At 56.9% G+C, this 26,950-nt stretch carries 21 protein-coding genes and 3 pseudogenes; 20 read left to right on the forward strand and 4 right to left on the reverse strand.

Annotated features, from left to right (window positions below):
- Positions 1 to 167: 167 nt before the first annotated feature.
- Both C0Z19_RS14490 and C0Z19_RS14495 read right to left on the reverse strand, forming a co-directional pair.
- Entirely contained in the window at positions 168 to 1,397 is a 1,230-nt protein-coding gene (locus C0Z19_RS14490; RefSeq protein WP_102610530.1) for an MFS transporter, read from the reverse strand.
- Positions 1,398 to 1,703: 306 nt separating this feature from the next.
- On the reverse strand, positions 1,704 to 2,459 hold the full coding sequence (locus C0Z19_RS14495; RefSeq protein WP_158242985.1) for a helix-turn-helix transcriptional regulator: 756 nt from the start codon (positions 2,457 to 2,459) through the stop codon (positions 1,704 to 1,706).
- Positions 2,460 to 3,115: 656 nt separating this feature from the next.
- On the opposite strand from C0Z19_RS14495, the gene C0Z19_RS27975 reads away from it, so the two are divergent.
- The 4 genes from C0Z19_RS27975 (at position 3,116) to C0Z19_RS14510 (ending at position 5,691) form a co-directional block, all read left to right on the forward strand.
- Positions 3,116 to 3,745 carry a hypothetical protein gene (locus C0Z19_RS27975; RefSeq protein ID WP_146012064.1) on the forward strand — a complete coding sequence of 210 codons (630 nt, stop codon included), beginning with the start codon at positions 3,116 to 3,118 and terminating at the stop codon, positions 3,743 to 3,745.
- Between the two features lie 96 nt (positions 3,746 to 3,841).
- Positions 3,842 to 4,297, forward strand: a complete 456-nt coding sequence (locus tag C0Z19_RS27980) for a hypothetical protein (RefSeq protein ID WP_146012065.1) — start codon at positions 3,842 to 3,844, stop codon at positions 4,295 to 4,297.
- Positions 4,298 to 4,391: 94 nt separating this feature from the next.
- The gene (locus C0Z19_RS14505; protein ID WP_146012066.1) at positions 4,392 to 4,823 is read left to right on the forward strand and encodes a hypothetical protein; all 432 of its coding nucleotides are present in this window, start codon (positions 4,392 to 4,394) and stop codon (positions 4,821 to 4,823) included.
- Between the two features lie 4 nt (positions 4,824 to 4,827).
- A complete protein-coding gene (locus tag C0Z19_RS14510) occupies positions 4,828 to 5,691 on the forward strand; it encodes a hypothetical protein (protein ID WP_102610534.1) in 864 nt (287 codons plus the stop codon).
- Between the two features lie 351 nt (positions 5,692 to 6,042).
- Here the strand turns inward: C0Z19_RS14510 and C0Z19_RS14515 are convergent.
- Positions 6,043 to 6,264, reverse strand: a pseudogene (locus C0Z19_RS14515) (transposase); the annotation flags it as partial.
- A 235-nt stretch (positions 6,265 to 6,499) separates the two neighbouring features.
- Between C0Z19_RS14515 and C0Z19_RS14525 the strand changes: the two are divergent.
- Positions 6,500 to 6,894, forward strand: a pseudogene (locus tag C0Z19_RS14525) (IS110 family transposase); the annotation flags it as partial.
- A gap of 26 nt (positions 6,895 to 6,920) precedes the next feature.
- Here C0Z19_RS14525 and C0Z19_RS14530 read toward each other — a convergent pair.
- Positions 6,921 to 8,302 (reverse strand): annotated as a pseudogene (locus C0Z19_RS14530) (IS701 family transposase).
- A gap of 713 nt (positions 8,303 to 9,015) precedes the next feature.
- On the opposite strand from C0Z19_RS14530, the gene C0Z19_RS14535 reads away from it, so the two are divergent.
- The 15 genes from C0Z19_RS14535 to C0Z19_RS14610 all read left to right on the forward strand — a co-directional run bounded on the left by C0Z19_RS14535 (position 9,016) and on the right by C0Z19_RS14610 (position 26,189).
- Positions 9,016 to 9,597, forward strand: a complete 582-nt coding sequence (locus tag C0Z19_RS14535) for a Pvc16 family protein (protein WP_158242986.1) — start codon at positions 9,016 to 9,018, stop codon at positions 9,595 to 9,597.
- A 142-nt stretch (positions 9,598 to 9,739) separates the two neighbouring features.
- Positions 9,740 to 11,437 (forward strand): phage tail sheath family protein, encoded by a 1,698-nt coding sequence (locus tag C0Z19_RS14540; protein ID WP_102610537.1) that lies wholly within the window; start codon positions 9,740 to 9,742, stop codon positions 11,435 to 11,437.
- A 12-nt stretch (positions 11,438 to 11,449) separates the two neighbouring features.
- A complete protein-coding gene (locus tag C0Z19_RS14545; protein WP_102610538.1) occupies positions 11,450 to 11,902 on the forward strand; it encodes a phage tail protein in 453 nt (150 codons plus the stop codon).
- A 38-nt stretch (positions 11,903 to 11,940) separates the two neighbouring features.
- Entirely contained in the window at positions 11,941 to 12,336 is a 396-nt protein-coding gene (locus C0Z19_RS14550) for a hypothetical protein (protein ID WP_199180778.1), read from the forward strand.
- Between the two features lie 38 nt (positions 12,337 to 12,374).
- Complete coding sequence (locus C0Z19_RS29020) at positions 12,375 to 12,503, forward strand: DUF6760 family protein (protein WP_332882216.1); 129 nt, start codon at positions 12,375 to 12,377, stop codon at positions 12,501 to 12,503.
- Between the two features lie 42 nt (positions 12,504 to 12,545).
- The gene (locus tag C0Z19_RS14555) at positions 12,546 to 13,196 is read left to right on the forward strand and encodes a phage tail protein (protein WP_102610539.1); all 651 of its coding nucleotides are present in this window, start codon (positions 12,546 to 12,548) and stop codon (positions 13,194 to 13,196) included.
- Between the two features lie 1,480 nt (positions 13,197 to 14,676).
- Positions 14,677 to 15,405 (forward strand): CIS tube protein, encoded by a 729-nt coding sequence (locus tag C0Z19_RS14565; protein WP_233196143.1) that lies wholly within the window; start codon positions 14,677 to 14,679, stop codon positions 15,403 to 15,405.
- Positions 15,398 to 16,561 (forward strand): phage late control D family protein, encoded by a 1,164-nt coding sequence (locus tag C0Z19_RS14570; protein WP_102610541.1) that lies wholly within the window; start codon positions 15,398 to 15,400, stop codon positions 16,559 to 16,561. The genes C0Z19_RS14565 and C0Z19_RS14570 overlap by 8 nt, the downstream gene beginning before the upstream one ends.
- Positions 16,558 to 17,361, forward strand: coding sequence for a phage baseplate assembly protein V (locus tag C0Z19_RS27985; protein ID WP_146012067.1), 804 nt, complete (start codon positions 16,558 to 16,560; stop codon positions 17,359 to 17,361). The genes C0Z19_RS14570 and C0Z19_RS27985 overlap by 4 nt, the downstream gene beginning before the upstream one ends.
- On the forward strand, positions 17,358 to 17,753 hold the full coding sequence (locus tag C0Z19_RS14585; RefSeq protein WP_102610544.1) for a PAAR domain-containing protein: 396 nt from the start codon (positions 17,358 to 17,360) through the stop codon (positions 17,751 to 17,753). Before C0Z19_RS27985 ends, C0Z19_RS14585 begins: the two co-directional genes overlap by 4 nt.
- A 15-nt stretch (positions 17,754 to 17,768) precedes the next feature.
- Positions 17,769 to 18,161, forward strand: a complete 393-nt coding sequence (locus C0Z19_RS14590; protein WP_102610545.1) for a GPW/gp25 family protein — start codon at positions 17,769 to 17,771, stop codon at positions 18,159 to 18,161.
- 7 nt (positions 18,162 to 18,168) lie between these two features.
- Complete coding sequence (locus C0Z19_RS14595) at positions 18,169 to 21,207, forward strand: baseplate J/gp47 family protein (RefSeq protein WP_102610546.1); 3,039 nt, start codon at positions 18,169 to 18,171, stop codon at positions 21,205 to 21,207.
- Positions 21,204 to 22,379, forward strand: a complete 1,176-nt coding sequence (locus C0Z19_RS14600; protein WP_102610547.1) for a hypothetical protein — start codon at positions 21,204 to 21,206, stop codon at positions 22,377 to 22,379. Before C0Z19_RS14595 ends, C0Z19_RS14600 begins: the two co-directional genes overlap by 4 nt.
- Positions 22,372 to 23,478, forward strand: coding sequence for a phage tail protein (locus C0Z19_RS14605; RefSeq protein WP_102610548.1), 1,107 nt, complete (start codon positions 22,372 to 22,374; stop codon positions 23,476 to 23,478). The genes C0Z19_RS14600 and C0Z19_RS14605 overlap by 8 nt, the downstream gene beginning before the upstream one ends.
- Positions 23,475 to 26,189 (forward strand): autotransporter outer membrane beta-barrel domain-containing protein, encoded by a 2,715-nt coding sequence (locus C0Z19_RS14610; RefSeq protein ID WP_102610549.1) that lies wholly within the window; start codon positions 23,475 to 23,477, stop codon positions 26,187 to 26,189. The genes C0Z19_RS14605 and C0Z19_RS14610 overlap by 4 nt, the downstream gene beginning before the upstream one ends.
- The last annotated feature ends 761 nt before the right edge of the window (positions 26,190 to 26,950 follow it).

Below are 26,950 nucleotides of genomic sequence, written 5' to 3' on the forward strand. Positions count from 1 at the left end.
ATAAAAACGCTTCGAAACGGCGGCAAGCGATCTTTATGGACGGACTCCTCTAGTGGCGTGGGGAACCCGGGATATTCTCGTTTGTTGCTATGCAGCGCAGTGTAGTCGCAACTGAAAAGAAAGAAAGGCGCCGCAGCGCCTTTCTTCGATGTCGCAGATCGCAAATGCTAGACCGTCGAGGACGTCGCGACTTCCTGCGCCGAACGCGTCATATCGATGCCGCGTTTTTCGGGCCCGAACAGGATGAAGATGGCAATGACTACCGAAGCGATACCTGCGACGACCGCCAGCGCCAAGGCATAGTTATTGCCCGAGCTGACGGCGAACGACGCCTGCAACGTCGCATTGACCGATGCGATCAGGTTGCCGAGCTGATAGACGAGCCCGGGAAATGTCGCGCGTACTTCGTCAGGCGAGATCTCGTTCAGATGAACGGGGATGACGCCCCAGGCACCTTGCACCGAGATCTGCATCAGGAACGCGCCGATCGCGAGCATGACGGCGCCGCTCGAGAAAGCCCACAACGGCAACACCGGCAGCGCGATCAATGCGGCGATGCAAATCGCACGGCGGCGGCCGATTTTTTCGGAGAGCGTACCGAAGAACAGCCCGCCCACGATCGCGCCTATGTTCAGCACGATAGCGATGATCGACACCGTATGCGGATCGAAGTGATGCTGCTCGCGCAGGAACGTAGGATAGAGATCCTGCGTGCCGTGCGAGAAGAAGTTGAATGCCGTCATCAGAATGATCGAGTACAGCGCGAGCGTCCAATGCTTCTTGAACGTGGCAAGCAGGCCAGGGCGAACGCGTTTTGCGTCGAGCGCCTTCCAGGCAGGCGATTCCTGCACGTTGCCGCGGATATAGAGCACGAGCAGTGCCGGGACGACGCCGACGAAAAACATGCCGCGCCAGCCGATGTATTGATAGAGCACGCCGAACACGATCGAAGCGATCAGATAGCCGCTCGGGTAGCCGGCTTGCAAGAGGCCGGACACGGCCCCGCGGGAGCGGGCCGGAATGGTTTCCATCGTCAACGCAGAGCCCACGCCCCATTCGCCGCCCATGGCGATACCAAATAGCGCGCGCAGAACGAGCAGCGTGGCCAGGTTCGGCGAGAAGCCCGACACCAGTTCGAGCAGCGAGTAGCAGGCGACGTTGACCATCAGCGTCGGGCGCCGGCCGAACTTGTCGGCAAGACGGCCGAAGATCAGCGCGCCGATGGGACGCATGGCGAGCGTCAAGGTGATGGCGAAAGCGACCTCGGGGATTTTCGTATGGAATTCGGCGGCGATGTCTTTCAGCACGAACACCATGAGAAAGAAGTCGAATGCGTCGAGCGTCCAGCCCAGGTAGGCGGCGATCGTTACGTTTCGTTGTTCCTTGGTCCAAGTCATTTCGTTGGCTCTCCTTTTGGCTCCAGATTTTGCGTACTGGTTGATTCCATTCGGATGCTTGGTGTTTTCGTGATTCGGCGTTTTGGCGCTCTTGTGGAGCGGCAAGCATCACCCCTGGGTATGGGAAGTGTACGCGCTCTTTAAGTGGACGCAGGGTTGGGAATGGCGGAGTGAGGGGTAATACCTAGGTGCCGCGCGACGACGCTTACGCTTAGCGGTAACTGTCAGAAAGTTGAAAGAATATCGACGCAAATGGCAGGTGCCGAAGATGATCTAGCGCCCGTGAGGGGACCAGGCGCGATCCGCTTACAGTAACCCGCAAGCTGTGGCGCGATCGACGGCTTGATGGCGACTATTCGCGCCCAGTTTCCACAGAAGCTTGCGCACGTAATAGACGACGCCGTGCTCCGTCATGCCGAAGATCATCGCGATTTCCCAGTTCGATTTACCGATCGCGATCCAGCGTAGGCATTCGAGCTCTCTGTGTGTAAGCGGCGCCTGCAATACGTTTCGTTCTTTATCGACGATTCGGCGCATGGAGTCATGAACGAACGTTGCCGCGAGGCTACCTCCGGCAAGGGTTCCTAGCAGAATGTCATCCGTATTGCTTCTGCTCGCCGTGTTTGCAAAACTAAGAATGGCGTTGTCTCCATTTCTCGTTTGAATAGGAAAGCTAATGCCATTCCCGATCCCGTGCTGACGCGCATCATTCAAGTATCGCTGTTGCTCGGAAGGTTCATTTCTTATGCAAAAATTCGACCAAATCAAGGGCGTTACATGCGAAAAGGCGTGCTCTAATGCCGGATCTACTTTTTCGTATTCGCATGCAGCATATCTTTCGATCCACTCTTTGGGGAAATTGGTTAGCATCTTGCGGATGCGATTGTGACGATCGAGGTAAAAATCGCCCATGTAATGAAAATAGTCAAGTCCGGCGGTGTAGGCTGCATTGCAAATTGCATCCCTGACCTCGTCCTCGGTTCTGCAATCATTGATCTTAAAAATACTGTCGATGGACATCTTGGCGGACGTGAGATGTACAAACATTGTATCAGCGGTCACATTGGCTCTCGTGTCAATGAACATAGCTTTGCAGCTCCCCGTTGCTGAATTAGGCTGGAAACTTTGTCTAACGGTGTCCGCATCTTCTCATCTGGGCTGGCCGGGCAGGCACGCGCATGCACGGATCGCTCATACGAGCTAGACATGGACCGAGACCGTTAAGCGTATTGAGGGACTGTAAGGTCATGCTTGGCTCCGTAGGTGAGTGGTGCGCACATGCATTCGCGCGGTTGGTCTCTTGGCGTGACCGCCGCTCCTCCATAGCATACCGACGATCACACCGAACGCGTTCGACCAAGAATGCTTCGGTTGTTGCATTGAGCGACTTGCGCTCAGATAGTGGACTTTCAAAGTGAAATCGCGTCTGGGTCGCAATCGCTGCGTGGCAAACGCGCAGGCATTCGACAACCTTATCTTCGATTTCGGTTTCGGCGTGCGACAGAGCTATGTTTCAGTGAAATGAGGTGGTGCATACCAGTATGTGCGTCACTCCCCGCGATAAAAACGGGGGGCTACAAGGGTATGCAGTTTTGCGTGACGGCGATTCGCCCATAATGCGTTCAGGGAGAACATCCCCACACTGGCCCGGGGAAATTGGAGTGATGGCGTGCCCGTGCCATTCAAATCACGACTGATATTCGCCGTGACGCGTCTCCATGCTTCCGCAGGATGCGAAAGATGATGCGCACACGAAACAACCTTTGGAGAAAACTATGTCGACTGTTACGGGAAATCCAATTTCTGGTGTTCCGCCGACGGATCCGAAGTCTCCGTGGAAGGACGCCGCAGGATTCGTTCTTAAGATGCAAAATCTTAAGAAAGGCGAGGTCATCAAGTTCGACTTAAAAAATACTTCAAAAGGGACAAATGACGATAAAAACCCGGATTCTTGCGTAATTGCGCCGTATCCTCCGGATGATTCTGGTCCCTACACGTCAAACACTGCTGGAGAGGTCTATTTTCAAATATGGGGATCATCTACGGGGGATAATTCACTCACGGATTTGAGCGTCCCAATTTACGCGATGGAAGTCAATCCGCGCAATGTACAGATCACTCTAGCATCCAATTTTCCGGCATCAGGTTCTGCAACATATTACTTCGCATTCTACGTTTGGTATAAGGACAAGGTGACCGACCTGACCATGCAGCGCGACGGCGGAAAGACAAACTCGAACATTCAGGCTTGTTGGGTGACAAAAACCCAAGGCGATTATAACAAAACGATGACAGATTTTGATAATGGTGCCGGAACCGTTGAATTTCCGGTAAGCGCTAATCTCTAGTTGCATTCGCAAGGTTTTTAAATGGAAATCACAATCGGTGTTGCTAATTGCCGCCATTGTGCTCACTTTCGCTGTAGTTGAAAATTTGGAGTGACCATGAAATCGACCGATCTGCGTAGAAGCAAGTTCACGGAGTTGCCGTACGGTAATTCTGGGGCATGTACTATCTTTATTCACGCATCATCAATGAGCCCGGATGATCTAAGTACGATCAATTTACTTGCCGCGGATGGAAGCGAAAATCCGGGCACGTTCGTCTTTGGTCTTTATCCGTTGAACTTTGGGGCGCTTACGAAATTCAGTCTGACTTATGGTGATCCTTCGAAAGGACTAGTCGCGTCTCAAGTTCAAATTACCTCGGATGTAATCACTCTTGATTATCCTGATACTGTTACTAATCCGCAAGATATAGGATTGGGTTTGAATATTTGGTGGGCAAGCGATGCGACCTCATGTGGCCTTCAAGCCTCGTCGGATGTTTATGCGACCGTTAATTTCAATAAGAGTACTCAAGTATTGAGAGACGGAAATTTGATCTATTTCGAGTTTTGATGTGAGCCGATAAGTTGCCGCGCTCAAAAAGATGCGTATGTTGGCGAGCGTCATTTGGGAACGTGTGTGTTTCGCAGCGCCGAAGGAGAAAGCAATGGAACAATTGGCGGACATGGCTTCGGACGGAGTGGTCGGGGCCGAGGCGGCACACATGAAGGTCCACCCGGTCACGCTCTCCATATACGCACTTCGTGCGAATCAGCAGATTCAAATAACGTTGAGTCAAGATGCCACGGCGTGTTGGGGCGACGCTTTCGTCGGCAATCGCCGTGTGGGGGTTTCGTTGGCAGCATCTGTCCCGGGCGCATTGCTGCATGTCAACCGCTTCATAGTGAACAAGAAATCGGTATTGCTATCTAACAACGAAGAGTGTGCGGAAATCCGTATTCGATTGTACATTCATCACGTCGATTTGTGCGTCACGGGATCGATCGATTTGCCGCCGGGCGCACATATGGAAATCGAGTCTCTTGTTGATCGTGTGGTAAACGTTCAAGGATCATTTAGTTTGATTTTAGATCGATAATCGAATGGAGATTGCGATGAGTGATGAAGCGACACTGGTGCCGATCGTGTTGAAATTTAGTGGCGTTATTCACGAGCAAAGTCTCAGTCTGGAGCTGAATACGCCCGGTGTCGCATGGTCGATCGGAAATGCGGAGTTCGGTGAAGTTGGATTTTCGTTGAACCCGCTAGACCTAGGTGGCCTGCAATCTTCGTGCGTGCACGGTATTGAGGTGGCTGAGTCTGTAATTTCGATTCAGACAGGTTCGAAGCAAGTGGGTGGAAGAAATTCGAGCGATTCTTTTTCGTTGAGTGCTTTCTTGAAGTGCAAAAATGAAATTAGAAATATTGACGGATACTGCAATGTCAATGCTGATGCGAAAGTGATGGCGTGCTTGCCGTTCCAGCAGCCGCTGGAATGGCGTCGTGGTCCGTTTAGTGCGACGTTGACAGAGCAAACTGAGGGCTTCGAAACGATAAGGCTGAAGCTTCGCGGGCTCAAACCGGGTAAAGCGGTCGCGTTCGAGCTTCAGCCACGATCTTTCTATGGGCGGACCGCAAGATGGTCACTAGGAGCACCGGCCGTTTTCGGACGAGGCCTCGGAGTTCAAGTGGCGGACGGGGGCCCTTCATTGCAGTTGATAATGGAGGAGCACCGGATCGAGTTGATATGCGGCTCGTCCGCTGTGGCCTCTGGCGCCGGCGAAGCTACGCTTGAGCTTTCCATTGAACTCGGTGCCATTCCCGATCAGAGTGGACAAGCCTCGTCGACCGAGCGCGACTGTCTTGCATTGGCGGCTGATTTGGATCCTGATGTGGTCGCCGTTGCACAGGTAGGCATCCAACTGCCGAAATACGTCGTTAGCGGCTTTACACCGTTTCCACTATGAATCGCGTCATAAACTGGAGGCTGTTAGTTCACTCCGTCGGCGAGCTGTTGCACAGTCTGATCTGAGCAGGTGGGCCGCAGTTATCGGCAACGACTGCGACATTCGATTTGAGCGGTTTTCGGGGTCGACTTTGCGTCGAGAATTGTGTGCATAACGACGTGCGATGGGGTCAGTTCGATGTTTCGAATGTGTGAAATCGACATCGTTTCTCGCGCCGAAGGCATGTGTAAATGCGACGCGGGTTGCATTGCGCCACTCATGGGGCGGCTCTGTTAGTGCGGTTCTGTATTTGATTTGGTCGAACGAAAAGAACCTGCTGTATTTTTGTCGCCGAGACGGTTGAACAAATCGTTAGCCGCGCGCTTGCGTAAATCGCTCGCCGAACAGGATAGCAGACTGGTTCATGGCTGATTTCCAATCGAAGACCGAGCGCACCTTTTTGGCCAGCAGATTGCGCAGCGCCAGCCGGAGCAGCTGAATCGCCGCCTCGTCGTTCGGGAAGTGACCACGGGTTTTGATGATCTTGCGCAGTTGCATGTTCATACTCTCGATGGCGTTTGTAACCGGCATGATATAGCCGGTGCCTCACGGTCCCGTGCTGAGCGGTTTGGGCGTATGGTGTGACCATCCGGGACAAGGGGCACTGGGGAGCACTTCGGGGGGGCAGGCCGTTGTTATACGATGAGCCGCAAGCTCGTGTTAGTAGTTCGCCACCCTTCCGACCCGCCCGGTTGCGCTGCGAGCGCGAATCCATAGTTGTCGTGCTGTCCCACCAGTTCCCGACAGTGACCTGAAACGGGAGACGATTATGCGAATCGTAGGGTTAGACGTTTCGCGCTCCGTGGCCGAGGTCGCCTATCTGGAGCATGGCACGCTGCACGCCGGCGGCCGAACCGGGTTGCGACGCGACGAACTGGAACGCTTTGCTGCGAAGCTGCGCGCGACTGACCATGTGGTGCTTGAGGCGACGGGCAACGCCGCTGCCATCGTCAATGTGCTGCGTGCGCATGTCGCGTATGTGGCGACCGCCAATCCGCTGCAAGTGCGGCTGATCGCAGAGGCGCGCGTCAAGACGGACAAGATCGATGACGCCGTATTGGCCCAGCTATATGCGGGCGGCTTTTTGCCGAAGTCTGGATGCCTGACGAGCATACGCTTGCGTTGCGTCGGCGGATCTCGCGCCGCTCGCGACTCGTTCGGCAGTGTCTTAGTCTTACTGTGTCAATAAATCAGTATTGGAAGCTGAACAAAACGGACATCGCTGGAGCCGGCGCGCGATGTAAGCAGCGATACGCCATCGCAACGTGGTGATGGAATCAGCCACGTGGCGCTGCGCGCGCTGGGGACCCGCGTGGCACGTAATCCGAGGGTAAGGCAAATGGATTGCGGATCGCAGAGTTTTTTTACTGCCACCTTGTATCAGGCGTTGAGCAACAAGAAACCCATAGGCAGCAATGCACAATGATGCATGGTGGTGGAATCCACGCCAGCCACGTCCTTCGAAGTGTCCCAGGCCGAATTCCTGCTTGAGATCCTGATAGTCCCGCTCGATACGCCAGCGCATCCTGGCGACATGAACCAGACGTTCGAGTGTCGTGTCTAGGGGCAATGTCGAAAGCCAATATTTGAGCGGTTCGGCATCACCTTCGGGCCATTCGATCAGCAGCCATTCCTCCTCGCGCAGTGTGGGACGCCAGTAATCGCGGTGTGAAGCACGCACACGCACGGCGGCAAAGCGCGAACTGAGTGCGGTACACGTGCCTTCACGCCATATCACCGTGCGATAGTGCGAGGCATCGAGCGTCAAGGCCAGATCTTTGACGCCGATCGGCTCATGCCCCGGCGCCCGCCGTAATAAGCTGCGCGGCTGGCCCGACTTCCCCGCGGAGGGCTCGGGCGGCAGAGGAGCCGTACCCGGCGCCCATACGCGTGTGTTCGAGCGAATGCCCACCGCATACTGCAAGCCGAGTTCGCTGACGGCCTCGCGAAACGAGGTGTCGTCTCCATAGCCAGCATCGGCCAGAACGAAACCGTCGGGCGCGCCACTTTGCCTGGCTTCGCGCAACTGCCCGGCCGCAATCTCCGGTTTGGTTGCAAACTCGATTTGCTCGGACACGCCGGCTTTCTGTCGTCGCTCGGGAGCGTCGCACCATTCACGCGGCAGATACAACCGATACGGCACCGGCAAGCTTGCCTCTGCCGTCGCCACCGACAGACTCACCGCCACCTGGCAGTTGTCCTGCTTGCCCAGTTGGCCACAGTATTGCCGCGCCACACCGACCGAATGCTCGCCCTTCTTGGGAAAACCCGTGTCGTCAATGGTCCAGTACAACCCGCCAGTCGGGTCCATGTGCGGCAGCACCCAGCGCCGCACCTGCTCAAGCAGCGCCTCATCAGACCATTCCGACTTCGCCACGAAATGATGCAGCGACTGGTGCCGCGCGCCCGCATGCTCCGGCTCCAGATGTGCCGCCAGCGGCTCTACGCTCTTGCGCCGAATCGGCAGCATCAGCCCTTGGCAATAGCCCCTCAATCCTGATTCGCGGTCGTTATGCCCAAGCGCTTCACACAAATGTGCCAGATACGCCTTGAATGACGTCTCCAAGTCCATCATTCCTCACGCCATGGATGAACAAGTTTCTATAATGGCATGAATTTATTGACGCAGTAAGATTAGAGGTGCTGAATATCATCGGTGTCAATCGATTTTGTGCCAGCCGCATAATCAGATTGGCGTAGATGATCTCCCCCGCATGCACTTCTTTATAATGTGTGGGAAGATTGGGTTTGGTGTATTGAGCGGTGTTATGAATTCCAGAGTGGCTAGATTAATGATGGAAGTCAAATTCAATATAGGCGACAATTGTTTCTAAATCGGTTGCAGGCTCGGTTTCGGTGGCGCAGTGTGACAAATTAAGAATCAGTTTACGTGCCAAGGTCTGGCGTGAATGTGATACGGCTGGCGACGCACCACTCATAGCGAGCTCCTGTTTTTGATTGGTTTGATCGAAAACCGAGCCGGCGCAACTTCGGACCACATCTGCTGACGTGAGCTCATCATCACGGATGAATCGGATCTCGCCACATGCGCGCTAACGCTTCCTTCGCCCTATTTCCAAATTTTGGTGGGGCCCGGTCCGTATCGTCGAACTCGAAATCAGGTCCACTAAGACTGCAAGCGTTTGTACTGTCCGTGCTGCCAACGCTGATTCATACTACTTCAGCAATGCGCAAGTTCTGCGCTGACACCGAGATGACGGCCTAACATTTAGTGACCCGGCAATGTCCGACCCAATCCTTGACCGATCCACGATCATCCCGTCAGTGAGCGAATCACTGCGCCGGTTCATCGGCGCTTATGTTCCGCTCCTCACCGAAGCGACAATCTCGCTGGATTCTCCCGCAGATTGGGACGGCACTAAGCAAAACAGCGCGACGCTTTATCTCTACCAGATCGAAATCGATCCATATTTGCGCAACACGCCCGCAAGCATCCTATGGCGGGAGACTTCGACCGAACAGGTTCTTCCCCCCGTAATGAGGCTTGCACCGCTCGCGCTCGATTTGACCTACATGGTGGTGGCATACGGTACTTCCGGCGAGAACGAACAGATCATCGCCAACGGGCTCGCGAATCTGCTCGACACCTGCGGCCGGATACCCGATGAGTATCTAATGGCGACGCTCCAGCAAAGCGGCAACGCGTCGCTCGCTGTGATCCCCGAGGCGTCGTCTATTCATGAACTTCGCGATCTGTGGGCCGCGTTTTCTCCGAAAACGTATCACCTGACTCGGCTGTATAAGGTCCCGGCAGTGCGCATTCCTTCGCCGCGAGAACTCCCTGTCGACATCCTGAAGGAAATGCAGGTGAGCGCGGCGCCGATGAACCAGGGGAGCGCGCAATGATCGATAAGGGTTGCGATCTCTGCCGCGTGACCTACGCCGTAGTGTCGAGAGTGGCCCCTGCAGGACCATTGTTCAAACCGGTTGGCGTCACCGTTTTCACACGTTTAACACATAGGCAGCGCATGCATAAGGAGATCTGAGCATGTCCGACGTTAGCAATCTTTTGCATCCGGGCGTATACATCAAAGAGCTGCCGGGGCTGCCGTCGATGACGGGCGCATCCACGTCGATTCCCGTGTTTATCGGCGCTACCGAAAGACTTGCCGACGGCGACCGCAACGTTGCTCGGCCGGTAAGGGGATGGGCCGATTATCAAGCGCGGTATGGCTCGTTCGTGTTTGGTGCGCAGGTTGGCGCTGCGGTGTTCGAGTTCTTCGCCCTAGGCGGGGCGTTCTGCTACGTCATCGGCGTTGCCGATGATCCGCCACCGACGGTGGCAAATTTCGATCTATCCGACCCGTTTGCGAAACTGCACATCGCCGCGGCAAGCATGGGCGATTGGCCCAATGACCTTGTGCAGGTGGTGACGTTGGACGCGGGGCCCGCTCCGGCCGCAGGGAAGGCTGCAAACACCTTTACGCTCAACGTTGTTGTCGATGAGACGGACCTGGCGGCATCCTCATCGGTATGGGCGAAACTTTTAAAAGTTTACATTACGACGAACGCAATTAAGCCGACCCCTATTGGTCCTGCCAGCCAGGACAACTTCTACATTCTCGAATCTTATGGTGCGTTCAACGCTGCGAGCCTGAATCCGCCTGCTGGGGCTTCGACATGCCCCCTCCAAGATCAGGTCAATGCGAAGTCGATGTTTATCCGTGTGCAAACGGTTGATACATCCGAGGTGAACTCGGGCGGCGACCGCTCGTCGACGCTTGTCAAGTTCGCTAATGGCGATACGGTCACCTACAACGCAGCATTCTACGGCCCCGCATTGAAGGCGGTGTCAGCCGTCCCGGATGCAACCTTAATCGCAATCCCCGACGCCGCGATCATAGACATGTCGGACCTGGACCCTGCGACCGCTGCCACCGCTGCGAAGCCACTGAAGGACGTCATTAGTTCTGTATTCACCGCCTTCAAGCATCTGCCCAACATGTTCTACGTGATCGACTCGCCGTACGTCGATATTCCCTCGGACACGCAAAATATCGTGGATTTCGTCACGGGCGGGACGGACAACCTACCAGTGATCAACGACCACGCAGCCATCTACTACCCGTATATCGTTGTCCTGAATCCCATTTCGGGTTACAGCGTCCCGGTCCCCCCGAGCGGCGCTGTGCTTGGTCTATACGCCAACACGGACATGAATGCGGGAGTCTGGGTCTCTCCTGCGGGCGTCGTCAACGGACGCGTAACGACAGCGACGGCGTTGACGGGATGGCTATCCGAGAGCGACCAAGATACGTGTAATCCGCACGGCATCAACGTAATCCGCCCGATCTCAGGCTACGGCATCACGATCTATGGCGCCCGCACGCTCAATCCCGGCACGCAAACTAAGTACGTCTCCGTCCGTCGATTCCTGACGTATGTCGAGCAAACCATCAAGGCGGGCCTCCAATGGGTGGTGTTCCAGAACATCACCGAAATTTTATATACCACCGTGGTCCGCGAAACGACCGCCTTTTTGACTTCTTTGTGGAACATGGGCGCACTCTATGGCGCTACCGTGGATCAAGCATTTTTCGTCACCTGCGACGACACCAACAACCCGCCGGACCAACGGGCGAAGGGCATCCTTAATATCGCAGTCGGCTTAGCAGTATTGTCTCCCGCCGAGTTCGTGGTGGTCACTATTTCGCAGATCACTGGCTCGCCGAGCTCTGGTTCCTAATGGAGGTGTTGCATGGCTACTTTAGTTCAAGATCCCTTTCGCGGATTCCGCTTCCATGTAGACATCGTCCCGAAGATATCGGCTTCCTTCTCGGAGGTGACGATACCGGACATCACGATCGATACCGTCGACTACCGAGAAGGAACGGATAAGTCGCCGGGCCGCCGGCGGCTCTCGGGCATGGCCACGTATGGAAACGTTTCGTTGAAACGCGGTATTACGGCCTCCTTAGACCTATATGAATGGCACCAAATGATCATAGCCACCGGGACCTCGGGGCAGAACGCGCGGCGCCATGGAACGATCATCTTGTACGACACCGACATCAGCAAGATCGCCGCGAAGTGGTCGTTCTTTGGCGCGTTTCCGACGACTTATCAATCGAGCGGCCTAAACGCGAGCAGCGCCGAAGTGATGATCGAGACGCTCGATCTGGTGGTTGAACGGATGTCGCGAGATCAGTGACTGTTTCATCGATAACCCAAACTATCTGAGAGGCCGCGATGGGAGATCCGATTAGCACCGAATTCAAATTCACACTGCCCATAGGATACGCAGGGGCCGACGGCACATTGCATAAAGAAGGCATCATGCGTCTGGCAACCGCAGCCGACGAGATCGTAACCATGCGGGACGCTCGCGTACAAGCAAATCCCGCTTACCACCCAGTCGTCGTGCTCGCGCGTGTCGTTACGCAACTGGGGTCGCTCGACATCGTCAGCCCCGATGTCATCGGCAATCTATTTGTGGCGGATTTCGATTTTCTGATTCGCCTGTACGAAGAAAAGAACGGGGGCGATGACGAATCGAATGAACAGGCAGCCCGCGGCCGGCTGCAGGAGGCCGCCCAGGGAAACGTCGACTCGCTGCCCCTTCGGGCCAACTTTATGAGGAGATAGCGTTCATCGCTTATCACCTTCATTGGTCGCGCGAGGACATCTGTTCGATGGCGCATGCGGAGCGGCGGCGATGGTGTGAGGAGATCAGCAGGATCAACGAGAAGATCAATGCGGAGGCGGAGCAGTCGGACCGGCCGCGTGGGATCGATATTCGCGAGATGTGGTGAATGCGCGATCGACAATCGGCATATGTCTTTAACGGGTGATGCATGAGCTTTTCTCTCGGCGGCATAGCGAAAACTGCCCTCAACCAGGCGCAGGAGCCGGTTAAAACCTACAACTTTCGCGTCATTCTGCATCCTGATTTAGGTGGGTCGGGCGGCATTCTGGGTGCGATGAAAAAAATCGCAGGTGGGATTGGGGCGAGTTTCGCGCTTGGCAGCTTTAGCTCGGTGGAGGGCGTCGGTTGGAAGACGGAAGTTCACACGGTGCGAGAGGGCGGCGTGAACGAGTGCGAGCATAGGCTGCCTGGCCGAACGACCTGCAATGAGCTCGTGTTTTCGAAAGGGCTGACGCTGCTCGATCCGATGTGGGACTGGTATCACTCGACCATTTCCGGCAGTGTGAGTCGGATGAACGGCACGATCTTTCTGATGACGGATTACCATACGCCGACGGGTGGCATCAGCGCGGTCCCCTCCACGGGGATACCCACGGCCGCGTGGCATTTCTTTCACGCGTTTCCGACGGCGCTCGAGGGAGCGCGAATGGACGCTTCCCAAAGCGCGATCGCCATTCAACATTTGACGGTGTCGATTGATCGCATTGAGAAGGTCGGTTTGCCGGTTGGTGGGTTAGGGGCGCTCGCTGCGGATGCGGTGGCCGGCACTGCGCTCAGTATAGCGGGGAGCCTTTTGTGATGATGCGGACCTTCGGTCGCCTATCAATGACGCGGGCGCAAACGGCGCGTGCGTTTTGGCGTCGATCCGCTGCGCGGTTTCGCGTGCGTCTATACGGGCTGTCGGGCTACCCGTGGCCGACGCAGCGATCGCCAAAGTTCGTATTCGCCGTTTCGCTCGCGAGTTGGTTGACGAATAGAACAGCCAAGAAGAGAGCACTATCCGCAGAACGTCGGAGCCGGCAGCCTCGGCGTGAACCAATGTCGCGGCAGTCAGCTGCGTTGCACGTCGCCGGTGGCTCGACGCGTAACACTGTGCGGGGACAGGCTTCGTCCACAGCGAAAACACTGCGCGAGTCTGCTCGTGTCGCACCGCGAAAGCCTGCGCAACCGATTGCTGCAAAACGCATCGCGGTTCCTACGACATCCCGCCGAATAACCGTATACGGACGCGTTATTCGGCCCGATCGTTCAATCGCATTTCGGCGCGCCGCCATGGTGGCGCGCGAGGTGGTCAAGACGCGATGGCTCGGCGGCGAGCGCATCTGGAGAGAGGTTCAGACGCGTTTCGTAGAGCGGGGCGCGCGATCAATGTCCGCCGCTATCGCGGCGCGGCGTTCGGCCGGGACAAACGATGCACGCGCGTGGCGAACCCCGCGACGCGCTGCCCACATTGCGATGCGGTCGGCACGTCGCCGGCGCGAGGCTGCAGTTCATCGCCGTGTTGACGCGTCGCGCCGCCGCGTGGCGATGATTGTCCGCAGTGCATATCGCGCGCATACGTTGACGAACCGGCGATCGGCCAAGTCGTTCGTTTCGTCGTCGCGGAGCGCGCATCGCGATTGCGGCCGCCAGGGAGCCAACAGCCGAACGAGTCAAGTGAGAGAGCTTCCGATTCGCGACCGCATTTTCATACTGCGGCGTTTCCAGATACATCGGATGGCCTCGGCGGCTCGAATTGTGCGCGCGACGCAGGCGCCTCGCGCGGATCTCGCACGGCCGCAATATCGATGGAGGCGGACGGACGTGGGCGCTCTCCGCTTCTTCTCGCGTCGTAGCGATAGGCAGCCCGCGACTGCTGCGGCACGCCGGTATGTTCATCGAGCGGCGTCCTCGCCGCGGCGGTTCCTAGCGGAATCCCTATCGTCGCCGCGAGATTATGCGGTCGCGACGTTAGCCCGGTACGAATCCGCTGCGAGACCGGCGATGATCATGCGGCAACGTACCGATCCGCAACGCTCACGCGAGCAAGCGACGGTAGGCGTACGGAACGCGCAGCCGACGCAGGATTCCCGCACGCGGCTCGCATCACATGAGAGCGACGGGTCGCGCGATCGATCGCCGCGCCCGCCGGCGGCCGAAGAAATACGCCGGATATTGATCCCCCTCTTGCAGGAAACGCTGTTTTCCGAGCGCACGATGGGGCGACTGGCGAATGGCGTCGTGTCCGAGGTAGACCGGCGCGATAGCGTGGAACAATACCGCAAAACGGGGGGGCGCTAATGCTAGAACGAAACAGTGCGAGCGACGCAGGTTTCCATCTCTTTCCCGCCGCGCTGCAGCGCGCGACCATTCATATCGAGAACTCGAACACGAGCACGATGAAGGTCAAGCATAAGCACATTGAGGTGATGTACAACCCCGAGGAGTTGTCGCTGAGTCAACGTGCGTCGGTGGACGGCGAGGGTAACAACGTATGGTTCTCGCGAACCCAGCCGGAAGATTTGGTGGTCACGCTATTTTTCGATACGTATGAAAAGGGCTCTGACGTACGCAAGAAAACCAATGACATTCTTGCGTTGACGGAGCCTTGGCCTGCAAAGAAAGGGGCAAAGGTGCCGCCGACAGTGCGATTCATGTGGGCCGACCATCTGTTTACGGGGATCGTGACTCATGTCGCACAGAGGTTCACGATGTTTCTGCCCACGGGGGCGCCGGTCAGAGCGGAGCTGACCGTCACGTTCAAGGAAGTCTTGAACGACAAGCAAGAGATCGCGGCGAAAGGGCTAGACAACTGTCGCGCCCTGTACACCGTCATCGGTAGCGACCGGCTTGGGTCGATCGCATACAACACGGTCGGAGATTTGTCTCAATGGCGTCTTATCGCCGAGGCGAACGGCATCTACGATCCGATTGGTTTTCCCGGACATGCATGGACGGGGCGGACGATCGCGATACCTGATACGGACAACGTGACGTTCGAGCCAAAAGGAGCGTCGGACTATGTCTGACTTCGGCGGAGGCGAGAAACCGACTGCACACAACGCCGCGGAAGGCGGGGCGGCGCCGAAGTCAGGCGATGGCGGCAAGCAAACGTATGGCGTGGCGCGCAACGCAAACGAATTCCGCGATATCACAAGCAACGGCGAAAAAATCACGGCTGTCGCCAGCTCCACGTTCGTTTCGACCGTCGTCATTCAAGAGATCAACGCGCCGGCGATGTGCCAAATCGTTTTCGAATTGGACACGAATTGGACTGACGACGACTACAAGCAGTTTGCGGCTGGCTCCAGGCTGGAGATTCCTGACAAGCTGGTCCAGGACAAACAGCTTCCACCGATGTATGTGAGCGGCCTCACACTCGATGGGACCACGGGGTCGAGCATGCAATCGACGCTGACCGTCACCGCTTTCGACAAGATGCACTTTCTTCGGTTTGGCGAATACAGCAAGAGTTTTGTGAATCAGAGCGACCAGGACATTTTCGAGTGGATAGTGGAGTCGGTTGGCATGAATTTTTCCACGATCGGATATATGTCGAAGTTGGCGTATCCATTCTTCCTTTCGGATAACGAAACGCGTTACGATCTTTTATTAAAAGTATGTCGGCAGGAGTACTACGAATGCATAGTGAAGATGAAAGGCGAACACGAGACGCTAGTTGTGAACAGTCGGGAGTACAGAAACAGCGCGCTCGATCCACCGTTGTTTTACAACTACGACATCGAAGCGATCAACCTCGATATGCGTGTGCCGACACTGGGCGAGACGGTAACGATACGGGGATACGATTTTTTAAACGGCAAGCCTCTAAGCACAACGGACAGTGACAATACCGAGCTTAGCGAAATGAAAGGGGCGCAAAAGGCGTTCGAGGCATCCGAGCCGTTCGGGGATTCGCCGGTTACGCTGAAGCGACCGGATATCGGCAGTGAGAATTCGCTCGTCAACATCGCCGTGGGTCAGCGCGAGCGGTTCCAAGATACTTTTATCGAAGGGACAGTGACGCTGAGACAGATCAATCTCGAAGCATGCCCCGGTGTCAATGTCGATCTACGCGGGATAAACAGTCGTTTTGACGGCCTGTATCACGTCGTAAAGAGCACGCATCGGATTGATCGTAATCGGAACTTCACCATCCTGAACGTAACAAGGAGCGGAATGTGAGTGCGCGTTTGAAGCTCGAATTGGGCGTGGTGATCAACGCAACGGATCCGGATGAGCTTGGCCGCGTTCAGGTTCAGTATGAAGACGGGGTGGTATCGAATTGGCTTCAGGTCGCGAGCCCGTTTGCGGGACCCGGATACGGGATGTTCTCGCTGGAGACGACATTGGGGGAGCAGGGTCCTTTGCCCGCCGAGCCGAAGCCTCCGCCGGACCCCAATGCCGATGGTAAGAACCCTTCCACTACCGGGTCGTCTACTACATCAACGTCTTCCACTACGTCAACGTCCTCCGCTACGTCAACGTCTTCCACTTCGGCGACACCGCCAGCCGAGCCGGCGGCGAGTGCGCCTACGCTCGCGTTGGTCGCGTTCCCCATGGACGATCGTACCTACGGATACGTTATCGGTTTCCTTTTCCGTTGGGACAAAAATGCTTCACCCTATATCGTCGATGATGAAAAAAAGCGGCAAAGCGTATGGCTCGTAAAAACGAAGAACGGAAAGACGATCACACTCGACGATTCGGACGACACACCCTCGATCACGATTGCGGACGAAAACCAAAACATCATTACGTTCGACACGAAAAAAAACGAGATTTCGATCGTCAGCCAGGGCAACTTAACGGTCACGGCAACCGAAACGCTAACGCTCAAAGGGAAAAACGTGGAGGTGCAGGCCCAGGAAAAGGTCAAGCTCGACGCGAGCGAGATCGACCTCACCGCTGAGATGGAGGAGCCTCCGCCACCGCCGGCAACTCAACCACCGAAAACACCGCAACCACCGAAGGCGCGCCAATGAATCCGTTCATCGCCAAATCGGGCGACCTCATCCAAGGGACCGATGTTCACACTGTGGTGAACAGTACTACTAGCGAGACTCAACCTCAGTCGTTTCCGTTCTCCGGGGCTTTCATTCCGGCAACCCTCGAGGCTAAAGTGAAGGTCAATGACATGGCGGTGGCCACGGTCAACTCGCAGGCTGAAAACCAGCCTCCGCATGAGCCTCCGCCGTCGGACACGTTCTCCGATCCGCCGACGAACTTGGGTCAACTTTCGTCATGCAGGATCAAGGTAAAAGTGAACGGCAAAAACGTCGCACGAGATGGAGATTCATGCACGACCTGCACCGAGGGAGATCAGAACGCGCAGGTACGGGTGCAGCAGAAGGTGAAGGTTTGTATCGGAAGCTAGCCCTGGAGGGGCCTGATGCTCGTCAATGAAGATTTCCTAGGCAGGGGCTGGTCATTCCCGGTCGCGATTTCGACATCGGGCCAGGTGCAATGGAGCGCCGGCGAACAAAAGATACGCGAATCGATCTTGATCATCCTTCGCACGGTGCCTGGGGAACGTGTGCTGATGCCGACCTTCGGTTGCCGCATTAATGAGCTCGTGTTCGCTTCCAACAACGGCACGACGCGAGCGTTGGCCCAAACCTACGTGACCGAGGCGCTTCGCACGTGGGAGCCGCGTATCGAGGTGTCCGATGTCACGGTGAGCATGGACCCTACGATGCCGAACGCGCTGCCGATCCGTATCGACTACGTCGTAAGAGAGACGAACAACGCGGGCAACCTCGTTTATCCGTTCTTACTCAAATGAGCCGCGCATGAGCGTTCCGATCTTCGACCCCCGCACGGCTGCGACGTTCTTCACCGATGCGCTCGCGCTCGCGCGGCTGTATTGCCCGCAATGGGCGTTGCCTGACGATGACGACTTAACACCCGCCGCCATCGCGCAAGATCCGGGTTTGGTCTTGCTCGAATTGTTCTCGCTGTTGGGACAGGACTTAGCTAGCGTGCTGAACGCCATTCCGGCGCAGCGTCAGCTCGCCTTGTACCGATTTTTGGATATGACGCTGCGGCCCGCGGCGTGCGCATCCGCGCCGATTCAATTTTCGCTCGCGCCGAAGCGCGCGGCCGTCGTGCTGCCGAAAGGCACGACCGTCAGCGCGCCCTCCGCGCAGGGCGTGCGTTTCGAAACCAATGTGGATGTGCAGGTGTTGCCCGCGACGCTTAGCGCGGTACTCACGGTAGTGCCGAGGTTGGATCGCTATTGGGACCTTCAATCGTTGTGGCAAGCCGGCAATTCGGCGCCGGCCTTTCCTGCCAGTGACGCTGACGAGAGCGATGTCGAACGCTCCTTCGCACATTGTTTGATGATCGGCGACCCGACGCTCTTTGATCCGGCGCGCGGAGCGAGTCGAATGACGCTGATATTCAGCGGAGAGAGCCTCGCGAAAGAATTTTTCCAACGCTGGTATGACGGCGCGTTGAACCCGCTGCTCGTCTCGGTGGAGAGTTCGCTCGATCAGCGTACGTGCAGAATCGAATTCGCCGTCATGCCCTCCGCGCCTGCGGAATCGGTCACGGCATTGCATGCTTCGATCTCTGCGCTCGCGGGTCGTCCGTTGAATATGACGGACCCGTACATCAAGGCAGGCGCAACAACGCCCCTTAATTGGGTCGTCTGCGCGCCTCGTCCCGATTGGCGCATCGTGCCCGCTTTGAACGGCGGCCTGCCGAGAATCGATTCGATCTGGTGCGATTTCGGCACGTTGTCGACAGCGCCTCAGCAAGCGGCTGCCGGTGCGTATCTTATCGATCTCAATAACGGCGCATATGCGTTCGGAAAGGTTCCGGCGCAAGAAGGCTGCTTCAATATTCGATGCGATGCTGCATTTTCGGCACAGGGTGCGCCGGTCAGCATGGAAATCGACATTCGTCCCATTACCAAGAAATACCCGGTACAAATCGAATGGGAATATTGGAACGAAACGCTCTGGTACCCGTTCGCAGCTGATGGCGATCCGTACCGGTTTCTCGACGGAACGAACGGCTTGACCGAGAGCGGTACGGTTTCGTTCCTCTGCCCGCCCGTTACACCCTCAACGGTGGCGGGAACCTTAGGCTTTTGGATTCGCGCAAGGATCGCAGAAGGCAATTATGGCGACGCTGCGGACGGATTCGATCCGCCGTTCGTGTACTCGCTGACTATCACGTACAGAAGCGGCGGCGTGCCGGCTTCGGTGTGGACCCATAACGCTTTCGAGCTCGAACTGGCTTATTCGAAAAGCGATTTTTTCCCCGCGCCTAGCGTCGAGCCGTATAAGCCGCTGGCGGAGGAAGGCCCTTCGGTTTACGTGGCCTTCGACGCGGCGAGTTTGCTTCCCTATGGCCTTGGTCAACGGTTGACGCTGTACGTTGATATCGACCCGCGCGACGAGCATATCGGCTATAGCGACGCCGGCCAGTGGCAATGGTTCGATGCGACGACCACCGCATGGCTGCCGCTGAGCATCGATGTGGGCGAAGCCGGTTTGGCGCGAAGTGGGACCCTCAGCTTTGAAGTACCCGCGACTATGCAAGGCGCCGTACTCTTCTCGCAAACGGCTTGTTGGTTTCGCGTGCTCTGCCCGCGCGAGGACAACGCGCTTCGCTTGCGCGGCATCTACCCGAATACGATCAGCGGTTTCAATCGCGAGACTTATCTGAACGAAGTGCTCGGTTCGAGCAACGGGCAACCGGGCCAACGGTTCGTATTGGGTCAGGTCGCAACGACGCCAACGGGAACGGATCAAGTGCTGCTTGCCATAAGCGAGGACCCGCAATACACGGTGGCGATCTCGGTGGTCGAGCCAACGAGCGCTGTGTCTCCTGCGATCGGCGCGAATCAAACACAGCAGCAAACGATCAGGTATCCGTGGACGCGCGTAGATAGTTTCGTCGGGCGAGGCCCGAACGAACGCGTCTTCACGGTTGACGTGCTCGCCGGAGCGATTCTCTTCGGCGACGGGAAAAGCGGAAAGATTCCGCCGCCGGGGCCCCGCAACGTCGTCGCGACACGCTACGCGGTAACGCGTGGGTCAGGCGGGAACGTAGACGCCGGCACGCTCACCAACTTGTACAGTTCGACGCCGGGCATCACGCAAGTGACGAATCCGGTCGCGGCGCGCGGCGGCGCAGATGCTGAGATGGTCCCCGATTTGACGATTAGCGGCCCAGGACGCGTGCGAGCGAACGACCGTGTCGTGAGCGCCGCGGATGCAGAGGCCCTCGGCCCTTTTGCGAACGCCGGGGTGCGTCGCGTGCGTGCGATCGAGCGCATATGGGGGGGCGGGATGACCCTGCATGGCGTCTTTACATCGTCAGCGCCGCTGATGTCGCCGGACGATATCGGCTTGCCGCAGCTCGACCTTGTTGTGCTGGCGGCATCGAATGAGCCGGAGCCGCTCACACCGATGTCGATGCTCGACGACGTGTTGGCGTACGTACGCGATCGCAGTACGCCCGCGTTGGCCGCTCGAACAAGTGCCCGCCGCCCGGCATTCAAGCGCATTAACGTTGCGGTGTTGCTGGAAACCAATGAACCGAAAGCGCAATGGCCTGCGCTGCAGGCCACCATTACCGCGCAATTGACGCAGTTCCTCCATCCGTCTCAAGGGGGGGGCGATTCGCTCGGCTGGCCGATCGGCGAGCCGATGAGGTATATGGCGGTGCGTTTGTTTTTGCAGGGCTGCCAATCATCGGTGACCTCGGTATTGGCGTTGGCGTTATGCGGACAGACGGACGACGTCACGCTCCAGCCCTATGAAGCGCCTTCGGCTGGGACGATCGACCTGCGCTTTTCAGAGGCACAGCCGTCATGACGTTCGAACTCCCCAATCTCGATGTGATGCAGGCGCAGCAGGTCCTCGATCAGCTTAAGCGCCGCATTCCCGGTTATTCTCCCGGATGGACAGACTACAACCCGTCGGACCCGGGTATCACTCTGCTGCAAATGCTCGTGTGGATTTTCGAAGGTACGGCCTTTACGGCTAACGCTGTTCCGTTGGAAACCTATCGGAATATGTTGCGTTCGGTGGTGGGATTGTCGAGCGCAGTGTATTTGCCGGGATCGCAGGCCCAGGATTACGGCACTGCTTTTCCCTACGCGAACTACGCCGATAACAATTCGCAGGACCCCGCTTACGAGGCGCTCAAAGATACCCTCGTAGACATGGAAATGGGTGTGAAGCTCGGCTATCCCGCGCTGCAGGAAGCCGTCGTTAAGTATCGTCGCGCGCCGTATCTCGCGATCACGCCAAACGACTTGACGGCGCTCGCGGCGGAACTCAGCGCGTTCATCGATGCACTGGCGCAAGGGGCCGATACAGTGCTGCACGTGGCCCGTTTGTGTTTGCAGCAACGCGGCGATGCGTCGGAACTTTTTCTAGTAAATGACGAGCCTTACGCATACTCGGCGCCGGCCAGCGACGGAAATGGAACATTCGCCGTTTCATTGACGACGGCGCTTGAGGACGACACAGCTGCGGCCGAAGTGACGCTGCTCGACAACGTCCAGCAGTACTTAGGGGCTCGCACGCTACTGGGCGGCATGCTCTCGATACACCACGCAAACCTGGTTTATCTCGATGTGCGGTGTCAGGTTCGCTGTTTCGCGCGCGAGCGTGCGGGCGAGGTCGCGGGTGCGGTACTGGTGGCGCTCGAACAAGGCTTGCAGCCGCTTCGCTTGGACGGCGGGCGAGAGTGGACATACGGCGCGCGAATCGACGCGACGACATTGACGCCGCTGATCGCTGCCGTGCCGGGCGTCGATCGGCTCGAAGCGCTGACTGTTCAAACGGTGGGGCGCGCGATTTCGCTGTTTCGCCGCCCAGTTTTGCGAAGAGGCGTCGAGGAGACGAAGCCTGTCCGCCATCCATGGGTAGCGGGACAGATACCGTTACCTCGCTTCCCCCATCCTCCGAGTGTGATCGAGAGTGGTCTGCCGCGGCTTTATTCGGCGTGTGTAACGGCATTGGAGGCAGACAATGGCTAGCGAAAGCGACACCGCGAGCACGCTCAATACGGTGCCATCGAGCTATCTGAACTATCTGCCGGGGATCTATTCGGGTCCGGATGGTTCTGGCGATCCACCGTTCTTGGCGTTGTATTTGAAGGTGTTCGAGAAGATACTGTCGGGCATCGGAGACGGCGAGGACCTGGCGCTCGCCGATCCCAATCTCGACCTCTCCATCGCCAACCGCGCGGGCATACGGCAACTGCTCAATGCTTCCGTTATCGGCAATTTGTTTTATCCGCGTTGGAGCTTCCTGTTTCCGAGCGGTGACCAAAACAGCGATCCGTCGGTGTTCATGCCGCCGCTATCGGGAGATGACGACTCCGACGATCAAACGGCGCTCTTCAATACGCTGGCGAACTATTTCGGGTTACCGGAGTTCACGGGGGAAGTGGACGGGTTGTCGCCTGTGGAGATATGGGCGCGGTCGTTTTTATCGTGGCTAGGCGGGACAATCGGATTAGAGATCGACAAAAATTGGTCGATTGACTCTGTTCGGACGTTGATCGGTCAAGCGTTCCCCTTCGCGCGCGCTCGTGGCACGCCAATGGGGATGACGTGGCTGCTCAACGCTTACTTGCTTGCGCGCCCTGTAGCGATCGACGGTGTAACGCTCACCAACGCGACGGTTGACGAATGCTTCAGGCCCACGATCATCGTGTACGACGAGGATCCAGGAACGCCCCCGGCTTTTCGCGTTTGCGATTCGTACTCTGCCGACCCTGCGCAGGCCGTCATCATTTCCGATGTGGTGGGGCCGACGATCGATCGAGACGCCACTGGCACGCCCACCGGCGTGGACGATACGACCGTGGTGGCGTACGTGCCCTGGCGCTTTGAGGTCGATATCACGCTTTCCGCGACTGCGAGCGTTTCAACGAGCGATCAAGCGCGTGCGGTACAGGCTTACTTCCGTTTGGTCCGCTCCGCACTCGATTCGGCGAGGCCGGCGCTCACGACATATGCCGTGGACTTCACCGTGAACGTGCAGACGCCAAGTAGTTCTTCATCAAGTTCACCGAATTATCGGTTACGGAACCGCTCCGACGCGTGGGCCGATTTTGAGGATGCCAAATGAGTGACACTCCGATTGCTCGCGTCAATTATTTCAACGGCGAAGCGCTGCTAACCGAGGATTTCCAGGATGAGCAGGCCTATCACACGCAAGCGCGGGAGCTTTTGAACGAGGGCGTGTTCTCGCCCGGAATTGTAGAAGGGCTCGATGTTAGCTGGTCTCATAGCGGCAACCAACTGACGGTGGATGTAGGCAAGGCGCTTGACGTTCAAGGGCGTCTGATCTTTCTCGCTACTCCCACCGCGCCCTTCACACCACCGCTTCAGACTGGGGCGAATTTTCTGACGATCTTCTTCCATGAAGATCAAACCGATCAGCAAAACCAGCCCTACGGGCAGGGTTATAAGCGCTGGACGCAAAACCCGCAGATCGCGTGCAGGGCGGCCTTCGATTCCACTGGCGGGGACATTCTGCTGGCGATTGTTATGTCCTCCGACGGGATCAACATTGCGAGCGTTAAGTACAACTACACCGACCCCGGCAACAACCAGGATTACTACGCGCGACGTCATATTGGCGCGACCCTTCAGTCGATCAATTTTGTCGACGAGGGCAATGGGCCTGGGGGTGCGACGGGGAGCATCGTGTTGGATCAAGAAACGCTCGTGTTGACGGCTGCGGGGATCGACTTGAACGGCGCTGTGACGGCGCGAAACGTAACATCAGCGACGGGTAACTTTAATGGCAACTTCAGCGGCACCTTCACGGGCGACGGCCGCATGCTTACATTGCCCCCGTCCAGGAGCCTTTGGCAGCCGAATGGCGACGATATTTATTTCAAGGCTGGGCATGTTGCGATCGGTGATGAGGATGCCTCGGCCGCGGTTTTGACGATAAGAAAGGAAAGCGCCCCGCCCAAGGTCGCGACAGGGCTGATATCGCTAGACCCTGACGGGCAGACGTTGCACGGGTATCAAACTAAGTTTCTGAGCGAATTGAAGGCTGGAGACGTCATCACCTACGATTACGCGCCGGCGCAGACGGCGACCATCGTCCATCTGACGTCAAACACGCAAGTGGAGATTGATAAAAGGTTTCATATCGACCTGGGGCCAAGCACATACAGCACGCAGCGTGGCGCCGGCGCCAAGAACCCTGGCCCGGGCAAGGTCGTGGCCAACGACACAACCGTAACCTGCATCGGCGCTACGTTCCAGGGGATTGCGGAGGGGGACACACTTATTCTCGATGCTTCGGTAGAGGACTACCCAAAGTGCTTGCGCGTGCAAAGCATCGATAGCGATACGAAGATGACGGTCGTCACCATGCTGACCGGGGGCGCCAACGCCGCCGTTCTTGGGGGCCCGAAGTTGTCGGCGTTTTCGAGCGCGCAGTCGGTGCTGTTGGTGGCCGGTGGTGTGCCCAATCAGCCCGTTGGGGCGGCGCCGCCGGCGCTGGCGATCGCGGAGAACGGCAACGGTGGCCAAATGCCGAACACTGTGGGCATCAACGTCGATGGCGCCAGTTTGGACGGTTCGAAAGCGTTGGAGGTAAGGGGTACGTTTCTGCTCTCGCGGTGGCCACTCGATGCGACCCACTCGGCTGAACTCTTGAATGTGGGTGGCACGCAGAGTCCGGCATATCAGGGGCTCACGGTCACGGACAACGGGTCGAGCAGCATGCCCCGCCAAACGGTTTCGATTAATGTGCCAACGGTTGCTGATTCGTATGCGCTCGATGTGGGCGGGCCGACTCGGCTGGGAAGCTTGGAGGTCACTTCCGATTTGAATGTCAGCTCGACGGGGACGCTCAAGGTTGGGTCGGAAATCGATACGGACAAGATCGGTGCATACACCGCAGGCGGCCCCGTCGAGGTGACGAGTGACTTGGTGATAGAAAAGACAATCAGAGGAGTGAGCGCCGGCGGGTCAGGTGGGATCACTCCCACGCTGAAGGTGGGCGGCAACCTTGAGGTTTCCGAAAACGCAACGATTGATGGGAATTTACAGGTTAACGGGAAGATAGGCGGCAACATCCCGCTTCTTCAAGGGCCGCTTACGATTGACGGCCCGCTCTTCGTGACGAACGGCAATACGGTCGCGGACAATGATCTTCTTGTTCACGGTGATTTACATGTGAATGGGGCGTTGACTACCGATGCCATCACTGTTAATCATCACAATGCATTGGGCGAAATTGTTTGGTCGGCGAAGGACGATGGCAGTCTTTCAATGATTGGCGAGTTGACCGTTGGGCCGAATGGGAACGCAAACTTTACGGTAGAGCCGGATGGGGATGTAAATGTCAATGGGTCGGTTACGGTTGGAAAAGCGTTATCGGTGCAGAGCGGCGATTTTTCGGTCAATGCTGATGGATCGATTCGGTGCTTTTCTCCGAATGTCCTGACTCGAAAAAAGACCGTCAGCCCACCGACGGCGCTCGAGCCCCCGTTCATGACATGTACGGCCAATACGGATGGATTCGTCGTCGTCGATGTAGATCCCGATACTATCCTGTTTAACCGTAGCATCGAAGTGCTTATTGATGTGACGATATCCGGGGTGAAGTACACCCATCGCGCGAGTGCGTTCGTATTGAATCAGAATGGTCGCGGAGGTGTGAGCGCAACGGTTCCCGTTCCGAAAAATGCCCAATGCGCTTTCTCGTACCGAACGACCGGGGGCTCGGGGGGGCAGGCGGACATTCAGATCACCTGGGTGCCCTTCGGCTCGGGCGAGCTCACCAATCTCGCGGCCTGGGGCAATCCCCCCTGAGCCAGCCAACGCACATGGGACATTTTCACTGGAGTAGACATGTCAGCTAACTTCGAACTGACGATGTATAACGGATCTCGTCATTTGATGATCTTGCACAAGGTCAATGCCAATTCCTGTGATACTTGCATGACCACGTCTGGCCCGAATGTTTTTTCCATCACCCCGTTTGGGCGATGTGTCCTCCTGCTGGAGGATTCAAACGATTCATCCTGCAACTGTTGGGGCGCAAATAAATATTTGGATTGGACGGTGAAAGAAAATGGTGACTCGTCGCGTCGATTCGGCTTTAAATCGTATGTCTCTCCGGACAGGGTTCGCGTGTATGGAGATGTCATATACGCGGAAACAAGCGGTAGCCCCTGTCTTAACCCGTGCTGGGTCGATAGGAACAGCGATCAAGCGATTCCCGTAAATATTTATCTGTGACCCCCGGTACGCAGCTGATCTCCCGGTTTTCGGCGCTGCGATAGCGTCGGGTATGCGAGTGTGGTTGCGCAGTCGCGCATGCGGATGATATGAGATCAGTTTTTGCGGACTGTGTGCGAATCATCAATTCCTAGGATTTCTTGTCGAGTGACGGCTTCGGCGCCTTTGTTTGTTACCCATGTTTTACTACACTAAATGTGCTTGATCTTGCTCGTTGTGTGCTTGCAATAATCGGAAGCGCGAATCGGAGATGAGGGTGTGGGGCGAGCTGAAAAGAAGAGATTCAAACCGTCTCATTGAATGCTGAAGTATCTTTATTTCGAAAGGAGATC

The organism is Trinickia soli (assembly GCF_002879855.1).
Classification (GTDB): Bacteria; Pseudomonadota; Gammaproteobacteria; order Burkholderiales; family Burkholderiaceae; genus Trinickia; species Trinickia soli.